This is a genomic window from Streptomyces sp. NPDC046876 (genome assembly GCF_040645035.1).
Lineage (GTDB): Bacteria > Actinomycetota > Actinomycetes > Streptomycetales > Streptomycetaceae > Streptomyces.
Genome location: NZ_JBEYXK010000012.1, coordinates 78,875 through 91,869, shown reverse-complemented (window position 1 = coordinate 91,869; position 12,995 = coordinate 78,875). Strand labels below are relative to the sequence as shown.

The 12,995-nt window shown below is 74.2% G+C and carries 11 protein-coding genes and 1 pseudogene; 7 read left to right on the top strand and 5 right to left on the bottom strand.

What is annotated here, in order from left to right; genetic code table 11:
• Positions 1-39: 39 nt before the first annotated feature.
• Both glnII and ABZ924_RS10280 read left to right on the top strand, forming a co-directional pair.
• Complete coding sequence (gene glnII, locus ABZ924_RS10285; RefSeq protein WP_361906586.1) at positions 40-1,059, top strand: glutamine synthetase; 1,020 nt, start codon at positions 40-42, stop codon at positions 1,057-1,059.
• Positions 1,060-1,434: 375 nt separating this feature from the next.
• Positions 1,435-2,013, top strand: a complete 579-nt coding sequence (locus tag ABZ924_RS10280; protein ID WP_361906584.1) for a winged helix-turn-helix domain-containing protein — start codon at positions 1,435-1,437, stop codon at positions 2,011-2,013.
• Between the two features lie 227 nt (positions 2,014-2,240).
• On the opposite strand, the gene ABZ924_RS10275 is transcribed toward ABZ924_RS10280, so the two are convergent.
• A complete protein-coding gene (locus ABZ924_RS10275) occupies positions 2,241-3,749 on the bottom strand; it encodes a PepSY domain-containing protein (RefSeq protein WP_361906582.1) in 1,509 nt (502 codons plus the stop codon).
• 83 nt (positions 3,750-3,832) lie between these two features.
• On the bottom strand, positions 3,833-4,504 hold the full coding sequence (locus ABZ924_RS10270; RefSeq protein ID WP_361906580.1) for a hypothetical protein: 672 nt from the start codon (positions 4,502-4,504) through the stop codon (positions 3,833-3,835).
• A gap of 123 nt (positions 4,505-4,627) precedes the next feature.
• Between ABZ924_RS10270 and ABZ924_RS10265 the strand changes: the two are divergent.
• The 3 genes and pseudogenes from ABZ924_RS10265 (at position 4,628) to ABZ924_RS10255 (ending at position 8,220) form a co-directional block, all read left to right on the top strand.
• Positions 4,628-5,290, top strand: a pseudogene (locus ABZ924_RS10265) (rhomboid-like protein).
• A gap of 31 nt (positions 5,291-5,321) precedes the next feature.
• A complete protein-coding gene (locus ABZ924_RS10260; RefSeq protein WP_361906578.1) occupies positions 5,322-6,122 on the top strand; it encodes a tyrosine-protein phosphatase in 801 nt (266 codons plus the stop codon).
• A 160-nt stretch (positions 6,123-6,282) separates the two neighbouring features.
• On the top strand, positions 6,283-8,220 hold the full coding sequence (locus ABZ924_RS10255; RefSeq protein WP_361906645.1) for a hypothetical protein: 1,938 nt from the start codon (positions 6,283-6,285) through the stop codon (positions 8,218-8,220).
• Here ABZ924_RS10255 and ABZ924_RS10250 read toward each other — a convergent pair.
• From ABZ924_RS10250 to ABZ924_RS10240, 3 genes are all read right to left on the bottom strand, one after another.
• On the bottom strand, positions 8,180-8,620 hold the full coding sequence (locus tag ABZ924_RS10250; RefSeq protein ID WP_361906576.1) for a MarR family transcriptional regulator: 441 nt from the start codon (positions 8,618-8,620) through the stop codon (positions 8,180-8,182). The two genes, ABZ924_RS10255 and ABZ924_RS10250, sit on opposite strands and share 41 nt — an antisense overlap.
• Before the next feature lie 11 nt (positions 8,621-8,631).
• Positions 8,632-9,519, bottom strand: a complete 888-nt coding sequence (locus tag ABZ924_RS10245; protein ID WP_361906574.1) for an NmrA/HSCARG family protein — start codon at positions 9,517-9,519, stop codon at positions 8,632-8,634.
• 136 nt (positions 9,520-9,655) lie between these two features.
• Entirely contained in the window at positions 9,656-10,816 is a 1,161-nt protein-coding gene (locus tag ABZ924_RS10240; protein ID WP_361906572.1) for a serine hydrolase domain-containing protein, read from the bottom strand.
• A 217-nt stretch (positions 10,817-11,033) separates the two neighbouring features.
• On the opposite strand from ABZ924_RS10240, the gene ABZ924_RS10235 reads away from it, so the two are divergent.
• Positions 11,034-11,885: a metal-dependent hydrolase gene (locus ABZ924_RS10235; protein WP_361906644.1), complete on the top strand. Its 852-nt coding sequence runs from the start codon at positions 11,034-11,036 to the stop codon at positions 11,883-11,885.
• Positions 11,882-12,955 (top strand): PDR/VanB family oxidoreductase, encoded by a 1,074-nt coding sequence (locus ABZ924_RS10230; protein ID WP_361906570.1) that lies wholly within the window; start codon positions 11,882-11,884, stop codon positions 12,953-12,955. The genes ABZ924_RS10235 and ABZ924_RS10230 overlap by 4 nt, the downstream gene beginning before the upstream one ends.
• Positions 12,956-12,995 lie beyond the last annotated feature (40 nt).

The following is a 12,995-nucleotide window of genomic DNA, read 5'->3' as shown; positions in this document are numbered from 1 at the left end:
CCTGCGCGGCGCGGCGCGACGCATCGAAGGATGGGGCCCGTGAGCTACAAGGCTGAGTACATCTGGATCGACGGCACCGAGCCGACGGCCAAGCTGCGCTCCAAGACGAAGATCCTCGCCGACGGCGCCGACCTGCCGATCTGGGGCTTCGACGGTTCGAGCACCAACCAGGCCGAGGGGCACGCCTCCGACCGCGTCCTGCAGCCGGTGTTCTCCTGCCCGGACCCGATCCGCGGCGGGAACAACCTGCTCGTGCTGTGCGAGGTCCTGAACATCGACATGACCCCGCACGAGTCGAACACCCGCGCGCTGCTGCGGCCGGTCGCCGAGAAGTTCGCCGGGCAGGAGCCGATCTTCGGCATCGAGCAGGAGTACACCTTCTTCGACGGCCAGCGCCCGCTGGGCTTCCCGGTCGGCGGCTTCCCGGCGGCGCAGGGCGGCTACTACTGCGGTGTCGGCTCGGACGAGATCTTCGGCCGCGAGATCGTCGAGAAGCACCTCGACCACTGCCTGGCCGCGGGCCTGGACATCTCCGGCATCAACGCCGAGGTCATGCCCGGCCAGTGGGAGTTCCAGGTGGGCCCGCTCGGCCCGCTGGAGGTCGCGGACCAGCTGTGGGTCGCGCGCTGGCTGCTGTACCGCACCGCCGAGGACTTCAACGTCTCCGCGACGCTGAACCCGAAGCCGGTCAAGGGCGACTGGAACGGCGCGGGCGCGCACACCAACTTCTCCACGAAGGCGATGCGCGAGGACTACCGCGCGATCATCTCCGCGTGCGAGGCGCTGGGCGAGGGCAGCAAGCCGCTGGACCACGTCAAGCACTACGGCGCGGGCATCGACGAGCGCCTGACGGGTCTGCACGAGACCGCCCCCTGGAACGAGTTCAGCTACGGCGTCTCCGACCGCGGCGCCTCGGTCCGCATCCCGTGGCAGGTGGAGAAGGACGGCAAGGGCTACATCGAGGACCGCCGTCCGAACGCCAACGTGGACCCGTACGTGGTGACCCGTCTGATCACGGACACCTGCTGCACCGGCCTGGAGAAGGACGGTCTGGTCTGACCCGGCCTGACGACACCCGCCAACGCCCGCCGAGCCCCCCGGGTCCGGCGGGCGTTGGCGTATCCTTTCCCCTGAATATGAGATTCCGATCCACCAGGTGAGACAGGGTCTGCCGGGGGCGGCACTCGTCTGCTTCAATGGGCCCATGGCCAGCCATTCGCACACCTCGACCGGTCGCAGCGACCTCGAGCCGTTCTGGCCGTCCCGTCAGGATCACGACTTCGACCGGGAGTGTTGCCGCGCGACGAACGCGCCGGCCCTCTAAAGCCTCCCGGGACTCGACCCGACCTTCCCCGAGGCCTTCGGTCTGCGCGGTGCATCGACGACGTACGCACGTCTCCTGCCGACCACTCCGCGTGAAAGAGCTGACCACTCATGTCTCAGACCCGTTCCCTGACGTCCGCCGCCACCGCTGCGACCGCACCCCTGCCCTTCCCCTCCAGTCCGCGCCACCGGCTGCGCGCCGTCGCCCCGGACGAGGTCGCCCGGGTCGCCGACCTGCTGCCGCCCGGCGCCACCTGGCTGCCGGCGCCGCAGCACTCCCTGCCGGCGCTTCCGGGCCAGCCGCCGATGGTCGGCTACCTGGTCCTCGTCCCCGCCGACCAGCAGCCGATCGCCTTCGCCCCGCAGTCCGTTCCCACCCCGCCCCCCGCGGCGTCCACCACCACCGGTGACACCCTGGTCCGCATCGACGCCGCGCAGCGCACCGCCGAGGTCGACGGCCGGGTACTGGACCTCACGTACCTGGAGTTCGAGCTGCTGGCCCACCTGGTGGCCCACCCGCACCGGGTGCACAGCCGGGACCAGCTGGTCACCACGGTGTGGGGCTACGGCCACGTCGGCGACGGCCGGACCGTCGACGTCCACGTGGCCCGCCTCCGCCGAAAGCTGGGCACGGCCCACCGAGGCGCAATCCAAACGGTCCGCCGAGTGGGCTACAAGTACGCCCCCTGAACCACCCCGCCCCGCCCACCGCCAGCCCCCACGGCCCCCCTCCAGCCCGCGCGGCTCACTCCAGCCCGCGCGGCGTTTGAGCGCAACGGGTCTGGGCGGAGCCCAGGAAACGGTGAAAGGGCGGGGTGGGGGAAAGCCCCGCAGGGCAACCGAACCCCCACGCGCAACGGTGGGCCCGTACTCCACACAGGAGTACGGGCCCACCGGCCGTTCCGGAGACGGGACGGCTACGCGGCGGCGGCAGCGGCCTTGGCCCGCCGCCCCGCAACCACGCCGAGCGCCACATCAACCACGAGGAAAACCAGAAGGCTGAGGCCGAGCAGCGGCACGAACCACCCCACCACAACGGTCACGCCGGCAAGCGGAACCAGCACCCCCACCGGCACCTTCCGCCAAGCCCCCCGCGGCTGGACCCGCCCGACCGAGACCCTCCGCTCCTTGGTGGGCCGCCGCAGCCACCACATCCGGTAGCCCCAGAACACCAGGAACATCAGCGCCACGGCCAAGGCCGCCAGGGCGATCTGGTTGACGAGACCGAAGGTCAACCCCATGTGCAGGTCGATGCCGAAGCGGGTCAGCTTGGCGAGGACGGGGTAGTCGGAGAACCGCAGCACGTCGATGACCCGGCCGTCGGCGGGGTCGACGGCGACGGAGTCGAGGTGGACGGGGAACTGCCGGTCCTTCTCCTTGATGACGTAGCCCTTGCCCTTGGCCGGCAGCGTGACCTGCAGGGTCTCGCTGATACCAACGCGGTGCGCGGCGGCCACGGCCGCGTCGATGCCGATGTCGGCGGTCGGCGCCGGCGGGGGCATCTCCATGCCCTCGGTCATCACGTGGCCCGCATGCTCGTCACCGCCACCCGCCGCGTCCGAGCCGGCGGCGAGCTTGGCGGAGACGGACGGGGTGGCGCCGCCCAGGCGGTCCTGGAGCTGCCCGATGTTCTCACCGGCGTACTTCGACCAGGTCAGGCCGGTGGCGGAGAGCGCGACGAGACCGGTGACGGCCCACAGGCCCACCGCGCCGTGCCAGGAGAGCGTCCTGCGGCGGCCCGTGGCCTTGCGGTCGGGCAGGACCAGCTGCGCCTTGCGGGAGCGGCGCCGGCCGATCCACAGGGCGAGGCCGCCGAGGGCGACCACCCACAGCCAGCTCGCGGCGAGTTCGCTGTAGTTCCGGCCGAACTCGCCCAGCTGGAGGTTGGAGTGGAACTCGCTGAGCCAGGCGCGCAGCGGCAGCGCGTCGCCGGAGGTGGTCAGCGTGCCGTTGACCTCGGCCGTGTACGGGTCCACGAACACGGTGCGGTTCTTGCCCTCTTCGAGGCCCGGAACCTCCATGATGACGCGGGTGGTCGCCTCCGCGTCAGGGGCGGGCCACACACCGACGACCTTGCCGGAGGGCTCGGCGCGCCGGGCCGCCGCGACCTGGTCGGCGAGCGTGAGCTCGTGGTCCCCGACGTGGGAGACGGTCAGCTCGTCGGAGTAGATGATCTTCTCGGCCTGCCAGGAGCCGGCGTAGAGCAGGCCGGTGGCCGCGGCCAGGAAGAGCAGGGGGGCTATCAGGATCCCTGCGTAGAAGTGCATGCGCAGCAGCAGCGGCCGCAGCGCCGCCCAGGCGCCGGGTCGGGCAGGCGCGGACGTGGGCGAGGACGCGGAGACGGATGCGGATGCAGGGGTGGCTTCGACTGCCACGGGTGTGTCGGCGTCCCGGCTGGGGGCGCCCTGGGCCTCGTCAAGAGACATGGTGGTCCTAGGGGTTGGCGAAGACAGGGGTGAACCGGCCCCGGGCCTCGCCTCCTCACCGCGACGGGAGGTGCGCCGGTCGGTCAGGCGCAGGCAGGACGGCCGGGGGCCGTGGCGCGGGTGTTCAGCCGGAGCGGCGGGCCGCGGCGCACCAGGGCGTGGGCGTGCACGGCCCCGCGCAGCCTGCGCGGCCGCGGGTACGCGGGCCGGTGCGCGGGAGGCTGCGGAACGTCGCCCGCGCGGGCCCGCAGCAGGGCGAGCGCGCGGGCGAGCGGCCGGGCCGCCGGCAGGGCGGTGGCGCCGGCGGTCGCGGCGAGCCGGAAGACGGCGGCCTCGCCCCGGGCGAGCCAGGCGGCGCAGAAGAGCGCGGCGAGCACGTGGGCGGCGATCATGCCGAGCCCGCCGTGTCCGGCCATCGCGGCCGTGTCGCCCAGGGTGCTCATGCCGTCCATGCCATCCATGCCGCCCATACCGCCCATGCCCGGCATCGGCGCGGACGCCGTCTCCGGCAGGGCGGCGGGCATGGACATGCCCTGGACATGGTGGTGGCCGGGCATCGGCCCGGCCAGGTGCCGTACGGCATGGCCGACGGCCTCCCGTCCGGCGGGGCGGCCGGCCCGGCTGCCGGAGAAGAGGAGGTGCAGGACGCCCTGCACGGCAAGGAGGGCCGCGCTGATCCCCACGGGGCCCCTGCGGCGGCCGGCGCCGAGCCAGGCGAGCCCGCCGGTCACGACAAAGGCACCCAAAAGGCCCATCGCAGGGATATCCGTACCGGACATGTACGAATGCCCCGCAGCGCCCAACGCCGTACACACCGCCGCGAACATCGCGGCCCGTGTGGCGCGCAGCGGCGCGGGATCTCCTGACATGGCCGGAACATGCTCCCACACGGGCGACCCGGCTCCGTCCGCCGCAGGGCCGTATCCGATCATGGTCGGGTGAAGCCATTGCCATGGCCGCCGCCGATAGCCGGCGCGGTGTACGCGGGAGGGGTCCAGCTCGGGGCGTACGCCCTGGAGGGACTGGGCGCGGACCGGCGGGACCGGGTGCTGCGCGGCTGCTCGACGAACGTCGACAACCTGGCCGCCGGGCGCTGGGAGACGCTGCTGAGCAGCGCCTTCGTCGTCGAGGAGCCCATGCCGCTGCCGTACGCGCTGCTGCTGGTCGCGGTGCTCGGGTACGCGGAGTACGCCCACGGCGCCTGGTGGACGGCCGCGGTGTTCCTGTTCGGGCACGTCACGGCGACGCTGCTCGTATAGGGGGCGCTGTACGGGAGGGCCGGCCGCGAGACCCGGCGGGCCCTGGACGTGGGGACCAGCTACGGGTTCAACGCGGTGCTCGGGGCGCTGACCTCGGCGCTGCCCCGCGGCCCGGTCCGCACGGCCGCGCGGGCGGGGCTGCTGGCCGTCGCCGCGCAGCCGCTGCTGCGGCGGGGGCGCACGTTCACGGACGCCGGGCACCTTGCGGCCCTCGGCGTGGGGGTGGGGCTCTCGCTGGTCTTCGATTACCTATCCCGCCCAAATCGTCCGAAAATCGGATGAACCTGCACTCTGGACTGCTGGAGCCGCCACGATGACCGCCACCGCCACCCCCTCCACCACCGTCGCCAATCTCCGCGACCTCGGCGGCACCCCGCTCGCCGGCGGCCGGACCGTCCGCCACGGCCTGGTCCTGCGCTCCGGCCAGCTCGACCGCCTCGACGTCGACACCGACCCGGCGGTGGCCGCGCTCGGCCTGCGCACGGTCATCGACTTCCGCACCGCCGCCGAGCGCGCCGCCCACCCGGACCGGATACCCGCCGATGTGCGCCTGCTGATCAGCGACGTGCTGGCCGACAAGCTGAACGCCGGGCAGATCCCGGCCGCCACCCAGCTCAAGGACCTGCTGTCCGACCCGGCCGTGGCGGAGGAGCACCTCGGCGGCGGCAAGGTCCAGGCCCTGTTCGCCGACACCTACCGGTCGTTCGTGAACACCGCCTCCGCGCAGGCCGGGTACCGCCTGCTGCTCACCGAGCTCGCCGACCCCGAGGCGGGCCCGCTGCTCTTCCACTGCACGGCCGGCAAGGACCGCACGGGATGGGGCGCCACCGTCGTCCTGGCGCTGCTCGGCGCGGACGAGGACACCCTGATGGCCGAATACCTGTCGGTGAACCCGGCGGTGAAGCAGGCCTTCGCGCGGATGATCGAGGGCTTCACGATGGCCGGCGGGAACCCGGACATCGCGCTCGGGCTGATCGGGGTCTTCCCCGTGTACCTGGAGGCCGCGCTCGAGGAGGTCCGCACCCGCTACGGCTCGATGGAGAAGTACGTCCGCGAGGGGCTCGGCGTCTCCGACGAGACGGTCGACGCCCTGCGCGCCCGCCTCACGGCGTGACCGCCCGACGGCATGCGGGCATGACGCCCTGACCTGGGCCGCAGCACCTCCGGCGGGGCCCCGGGCAGGGCCCCGCACCCCGTCGCGCCCCGCGCCCCGCGGCGGGAGACGACCCGAAGGTGTGAGCCGCGGGCGGTGACCGTCCGGCGATTCGCTCGTTCTGCTGAACGTGACTGCGCCGGACACCGCCACCCGCCTCCCGTCTCCCGTGCCGCCCGACGTCGAGCAGGCCGAGGCCGCCATCGTCGAGCACTACCCGCGGCTGGTGCGGCTCGCCTACCTGGTGCTGCCGCCCTCCCTGGGCCGCCACCGGCGGGTGCTCACCGCCCACGCGATGGCCCAGCGGGCCCTGCCGCGCGGCCGGCGCTCCGGTGGCGGGGCCGCGCAGGGGGGCCTGCCCGGCCAGCGCGGGGCGACCGGCGACGCGGGGTACGCCTACGTCCGGCTGCGCGTGCTGCGCTCGGCCCTGGAAGCCGGGGTCCCGCTGAGCTTCCGGGCCCGGCCGAAGCGGTCCCAGCTGCCCGCACTGCTGCCGCAGGTGTGGGGGCTGCGGCTGTTCCCGCGCTCGGGCGGGGCCGAGGAACTGGCCCTGGACCAGTGGCTGGCCACGCTCGACGGACCCGGCCGGGCGGCCTGCGTACTGCGGGCCCTGGAGCGCCTGCCGGAGCCGGAGGTCCTCCGGGTGCTCACCGAGGCCGGGGTCGCCAACCCGGCCGCAGCCGTCGCGGAATCCGGCGATCCCGTGCACGACTCCCTGTTCACCTCCCCCGAGTTCGACCCGTGCGTCCTCCAGGCCCGCCCCACCGACCTGCTGCGCCGGCGCCGTTTCGCGCGGGCCGCACTGGCCGCCGGCGCGGCGCTGGCCGTGTGCGGGGCGCTGCTCGCCCTGCCGGGCGACGGCTGGGGCGGGGACGGTGCCGCGGCCCCGCCGTACGCGCGGAACTTGGCATCGGAGCAGGCCCTGGACCCCGGCAAGCTGATCCGGGTCCAGCCCACGCTGTGGCGCACCTCCTCCCGTACGGGCTTCTCCACCTGGCCCGCCCGCGGCGACCGCGCCGAGGACACCGCCCTGCTGCGCCGGGCGCTTGCCGTGTGGGCCCGGCCCGGCAAGTCCGTCGTCGCCTCCGCCACCCCCGGCACCCCGCCGGGGCCGCCGATGGGCCCGCCGCAGCTGCTGTTCGCCGGCACCGTCGACCAGGCGGTCGTGGTCCTGCTGTACGACGGCCTGCGCATCGTGCGGTACGCCGAACCCCGCGACGGCACCTCGGTCGCCGCCCTCGACTTCGCCCGCACCGACGGCGCCTCGGCCGAGTCCGCCACCGCACTGGTGCTGAGCCGCGTCGACGGCAACGTCCGCTACCTGACCGCCCCGTGGGTGACCGGCGCCGCGTCCCGGGACCTGCTCAAGCCCGGGGAGACCCCGACCACGCTGAAGCTGGGCCCGGACGGGGTCACCCCGCCGGTGCTCAGCCCCGCGCCCGGCGGCAACTGCACCGGCTGGAACGCCCTGGCGCTGACCGGCGACGGCACCACCCGCCTGGTCACGGACCTCGGCGAGCTGACCGCGGCCCGGCTGACCTCGGGCGCCCCGGGCTCGGAGCGCGACGTGACGGAGGGCGCCGAGCTGGGCGACTGGTCGCGCACCGCGTGCCTGCTGGCCTCGGTCCGCTCCCACGGCGTCCGCAGCGTCAACGCCTGGACCTACGCCAAGCAGACCCTGCCCGAGGGCGACGGCACGGCGACCTGGCTGTGCAGCCGGGCCGAGACCTGGGCGGGCGTGCAGGACCGGGTGCAGGCCCAGTTCCTGACGCCCGGCTCCCCGTGGGCGGCGCAGGCCGCCCAGGCGGAGGGCTCGCCGGCCTGCGGGCCGCGGGAGCCGCGGGTCCTGGCGGGTGTCCTGTGGAAGTCGAAGGCGGGCCAGTGGTACGTCCTGGCGGCGGGCAGTGCGCAGTTCGCGTCGCTGTCGGCGACGGGCGGCGGCGTGAGCGGGGCTGCGACGGGCAACCGGCTGGCGGTGAAGGCGCCGGCGGGAGCCCAGGTCGAGCTGTCGGGCAAGCTCACGGACGGGACGAAGGCCGGGGTATTGGGCCGGGGCTAGCCTCCAGGTTCCGCGTCATCCGCTCCAGCACGAGCACGGCCGTCCGGTACTCCTCGGGGGAGATCCCGGCCGTGCACTGCTCGCGGAACGCATCGACGCACTCGGCGACTTCGCCCAGCCGCCGGATCCCGCCGGAGGTGAGGGCGAGCCGCCCCGGCGCAGGCCGCTCCGCCCAGCCGTCGGCCAGGACGCTGCGGATGGCGGCATCCAGCACGGCAACATCGGCATTGGCGGCCAGTGCGGCTCGCACATCGCTGTCTGCGGCGGTATCGGGTGCGTCCCGGACGACGTTGAGGACCTGCCAGGCGGTGCGCGTGAGGCCGAACCGTCCGAGCATCTCGCCCATGGAGTGGGTGAGGGCCTGGTCGGTGCGGTTGAGCCAGTAGCCGATGGGTTTCACGGAAGTGCTCCTCAGCGGTGGGCGGGGGCGGGTACGGCGGCCAGCAGGGCGGGCCAGTCCTGGGCGGCGGCCCAGTCGGCGAAGGTGTGCCAGCCGACCTCGGGGAAGTCGCGGCGCAGCGCGGCGGTGTCCACGGTGAGGCCGCGGGTGGTGAAGTACTCGAACATGGCGGCGAGATCGTCGGAGAAGTTCCGGACGTGGGCCAGGGGCACTTCGCGGTGGACGATCGGACGCCCGGCGGCGCCCGCGAGGACCTCCGCCATGCCGGCGGCGGTGAGCTCGTCGGAGGCGATGTCGATGCGGCGGCCGACGAACTCGTCGCGGCGCTGGAGGGCCAGGGCGGCGAACGCGCCGATGTCGACGGCGGGTATGAGGGTGAGCGGGACGTCCGCGGGCATGGGCCAGGCGAACGCACCCTCGCGCAGTCCGTCGAGCGTCCAGCCGCCGGTGTAGTTGTCCATGAACGCCGCCGGGGCGATCACGGTCCAGGGCACGCCCGACGCCTGCAGGTGCTGCTCGATGGCGTACTTGCTGTCGTAGTGCGGGACGCCGGTCGCGCGGTCCGCATGCGCGGCGGAGGTGAACACGACGTGCCCGACGCGCGCGCCGGCCGCGGCATCGACGAGGGACACACCCTGCCGGACCTCGGTGTCGACATCGGTGCCGAACGGGGTGGTGACCGCGAAGAGCGAGTCCGCCCCGGCGAGCGCGCCGTCGAGCGAGCCCCGGTCGTCGAAGTCGGCGCGGAGCACCTCGGCCCCGAGGCGCCGCAGGGCATCGGCCGCAGGCGCGTCCGGCTGCCGGGTCAGAACCCGGACGCGGTGTCCGGCGGCGATCAGGGCGCGAGCGGTGGCCCCGCCCTGGGCGCCGGTGGCTCCGGTGACGGCGATGGTGAGCATGGTTCCCCCTGGAGATCCGCGGTCGGTCTTCTGCGCGACGCAATTGCTTCGCCACGCAGAAGACTACGGGATTCCCCTGCGCCGCGCAGGTATTTCGAAATGTGACCTGCATCACACCATCAAGGAGGGCACCCGCTCAGCCCTCCACGGCCTCCCGGATGGCGGCCGCCGCGCGCATCGAGGCGCTGTCGGCGCCGCCGAGGGTGAGCCGGCTGTGGGTGAAGGCGAAGGCCAGGCCGCGGCGCGGATCGGCGAAGGCGAGGCTGCCGCCGCTGCCCTGGTGGCCGAAGGCGGTGGGCTCGCGGCCCGACTCGGCCAGGCCGAGGAAGTAGCCCAGGCCCTTCGGGGCCGGGACACCCAGGACCCGGTCCAACTCCGCCGTCTGGAGGCCGTACAGCAGCGGCAGGCGCTCGGCCGGCAGGAGCCGGACCCCGTCGACCTCCCCGAGCAGCGCCGCGTACATCCGGGCGGCAGCCCGCGCGGTCATGGTCCCGCCGGCCGGGACGTCCGCGGCCAGGTACGCGGGCCGGTTGGCGAGCTCGGCGGCGGGCCACACCGAGCGGTTCGGCACCGCCGTCAGCAGCGGCGCGTCCGCGGGCAGCCCGGCCAGCATCGCGTCCCAACTGCCCGGCAGCAGCGGCACCACGCGGTGCACCTGGCCGGCGGGCACGCCGAACAGGAGCGAGTCGGCGACGCCGAGCGGCTCGGCGACGTGGCGGCGCAGGGCTTCGGAGACGGTGAGGCCGGTGGCGCGGCGCACGGTCTCGCCGACGATCCAGGCGTAGCTCCAGCCGTGGTACCCGGTGGCGGTGCCCGGCTCCCACAGGGGCCCCTGGCCGGCGACCAGCGCGCACATGCCGTCCCAGTCGCACAGCTCCTGCGGGGTGAGGCCGGACGGCAGCTGCGGGATGCCGATCCGGTGGGTCAGCGCATCGCGGAGGGTGGCCCCGCCCTTGCCGTGGGCGGCGAACTCGGGCCAGTGCTCGGCGATCGGGGTGTCCAGGTCCAGAAGCCCGCGCTCGACCAGGACGTGGACCAGGGTCGCGGCGACACCCTTGCCGGTGGAATAGCTGTGGAAGAGGGAGTCCGAGTCCACCGGACGGAGGGAGTCCGCGTCCACCGGACGGAGGGAGTCCGCGTCCACCGGACGGCCGCCCCCCTCACCCTCGTACGTACCGGCGTACGCGTCCACGATCAGCTCGCCGTGCAGGTACGCCGCCACCTGCACCGCGGATTCCCGCCCGTCATCGACGGCGGCCCGCAGGATGCCCTCGACCCGCGCCTGCACGTCTGCCATCGGAACTCCCCCTGGCTGAAGGCCCGATGAGTCCGGGCCGCTCGGTTCGATCAACGCTCCGGCCGGCTCAGGAAGTCCCGACAGAGGGGTTTTCCTCCCCGGCACCTCTCAGTACATTGACGCCATGTCTAATAGGCCGCCTGCCGCCGCCCGAGCCGCCACCCACGCTGCCGCCCGCGCCCACGCCCCCGCCCCCGTCCCCGTGGCGTCGGAACACATAGAGCTCAAGGCACGGAACGTGTCCTTCGGCTGGGAGGACACCCCGCTCCACTGGCTGCCCGGCGACCCCTTCGCCACCCACACGATCAACGTGCTGCACCTGCTCCTGCCCGCGGGCGAGCGCTGGTTCGTCCACGTCTACAAGCAGGTGCTCCCGTACATCGAGGACGAGCGGCTGCGCGCGGACGTCATCGGGTTCATCGGCCAGGAGGCCATGCACGCCGCCGCCCACGACGACGTCCTCCCGCACCTCAAGCGCCTCGGCCTGGACCCGACCCCCTACACCGCCCAGGTGGACTGGCTCTTCGAGAAACTGCTCGGCGACCGGACCCTTCCGCCCGGCAGGGCCCGCCACTGGTGGCTCATGGAGCGCGTCGCCATGATCGCGGCGATCGAGCACTACACCGCCTTCCTGGGCAACTGGGTCCTGAACGCCGAGGAGCTGGACCGGCGCGGCGCGGACCCCGTGATGCTCGATCTGCTGCGCTGGCACGGCGCGGAGGAGGTCGAGCACCGCGCGGTGGCCTTCGACCTGTTCATGCACGTGGACGGCAGCTATCGCCGCCGCGCCCGCACCTGGGCCACCGCCTTCGCGGCGCTGGTGTTCCTGTGGCAGCGCGGCGCCCGCTTCTTCATGGAGAACGACCCGCAGCTGGTGGACGGCAGGGCCTCGCTGGGCCAGTTCTTCCGCGCCGGGCAGCAGGGCGTCCTGCCCTCCACGGGTGCCATGCTCAAGTCGATCCCGACCTACCTCTCCCGTACGTACCACCCGTCCCAGGAGGGCTCCACCGCCCAGGCCGCCGCCTACCTGGCCTCCTCCCCCGGCGCGAACGGCGGTGCCCGCCCGTGAACCGCGCCGCAACGACCAAGGCCGCCGCGGCAGCCGTGCTGGCCGGCGCCGCTTGGGCGACCCGCCGCGCCCTGCGGCGGCGGATCTCCCGCTCGCCCCTGTGGCCGCTCCCGGCCCTGGAGACCCCCGTCTCGGGATACTCGCCGCGCCGCTGGCTGCGCACCCTGGTCGTCTCCCGTACGGAGCCGGCCCGGGGCGTGGTGCAGCTGACCGTGGAGTCCCCGGAGCTGCCCGCCTGGACGCCGGGCGCGCACGTGGACGTCCGGCTGCCGTCCGGGCTGGTACGGCAGTACTCGCTGTGCGGGGACCCGGCGGACGCGGGCCGGTACACGATCGCGGTCCGCCTCGTCGAGGACGGCCGCGGCGGCTCCCGCGAGGTGCACGACCGGCTGGTGGAGGGCGCGGAGCTGGAACTGCGCCCGCCGCGCAACCGCTTCGCGCTGGAGCCGGCCCCCTCGTACGTCTTCGTCGCGGGCGGCATCGGCATCACCCCGCTCCTGCCGATGCTGCGCGCGGCCACCGCCTCCCGCGCGCAGTGGACGCTCCTGTACGGGGGCCGCTCCCTGGCCTCGATGCCGTTCCTGCCCGAGCTGGCCGGCTACGGCGACCGCGTCACCCTCGTCCCCGAGGACGAGGCGGGGCTGCCCGACCTGGCCGCGCTGTCGGCGGGCGCCGGCCCGGGCACCCTCGTCTACGCCTGCGGCCCCGAGCCGCTGATGGCCGCGGTGCTGGCCGCCGCCCCGGACCCGGGGGCGGTGCGCCTGGAGCGGTTCGCTCCGGCGTCCTCCTCCGCCGTCACCGCAGCGGACCGGTCCTTCACGGTCGAACTCCACCGCTCGGGCCGCGCCGTCGAGGTCGCGCCCGGCGAATCGGCCCTGGCCGCCGTCCGCCGGGAGCTGCCGGACACCCCGTACTCCTGTGAGCAGGGCTTCTGCGGCACCTGCCAACACCGGGTGCTGGCCGGCGAGGTGGACCACCGGGACGGGCTTCTCACGGACCGGGAGCGGGAGGAGTCCATGCTCCTGTGCGTCTCGCGGGCCAAGGGCGACCGGCTGGTCCTGGACCTCTGACCGGCGCAGCCTGCCGCTGCCCGGCCAGTAGGGTGTTCCG

Coding starts and splice junctions, on each gene's coding strand:
- ABZ924_RS10280 (WP_361906584.1), top strand. CDS start 1,435: ATGTCTCAGACCCGTTCCCTGACGTCCGCCGCCACCGCTGCGACCGCA.
- ABZ924_RS10275 (WP_361906582.1), bottom strand. CDS start 3,749: ATGTCTCTTGACGAGGCCCAGGGCGCCCCCAGCCGGGACGCCGACACA.
- ABZ924_RS10270 (WP_361906580.1), bottom strand. CDS start 4,504: ATGGGCCTTTTGGGTGCCTTTGTCGTGACCGGCGGGCTCGCCTGGCTC.
- ABZ924_RS10260 (WP_361906578.1), top strand. CDS start 5,322: ATGACCGCCACCGCCACCCCCTCCACCACCGTCGCCAATCTCCGCGAC.
- ABZ924_RS10245 (WP_361906574.1), bottom strand. CDS start 9,519: ATGCTCACCATCGCCGTCACCGGAGCCACCGGCGCCCAGGGCGGGGCC.
- ABZ924_RS10240 (WP_361906572.1), bottom strand. CDS start 10,816: ATGGCAGACGTGCAGGCGCGGGTCGAGGGCATCCTGCGGGCCGCCGTC.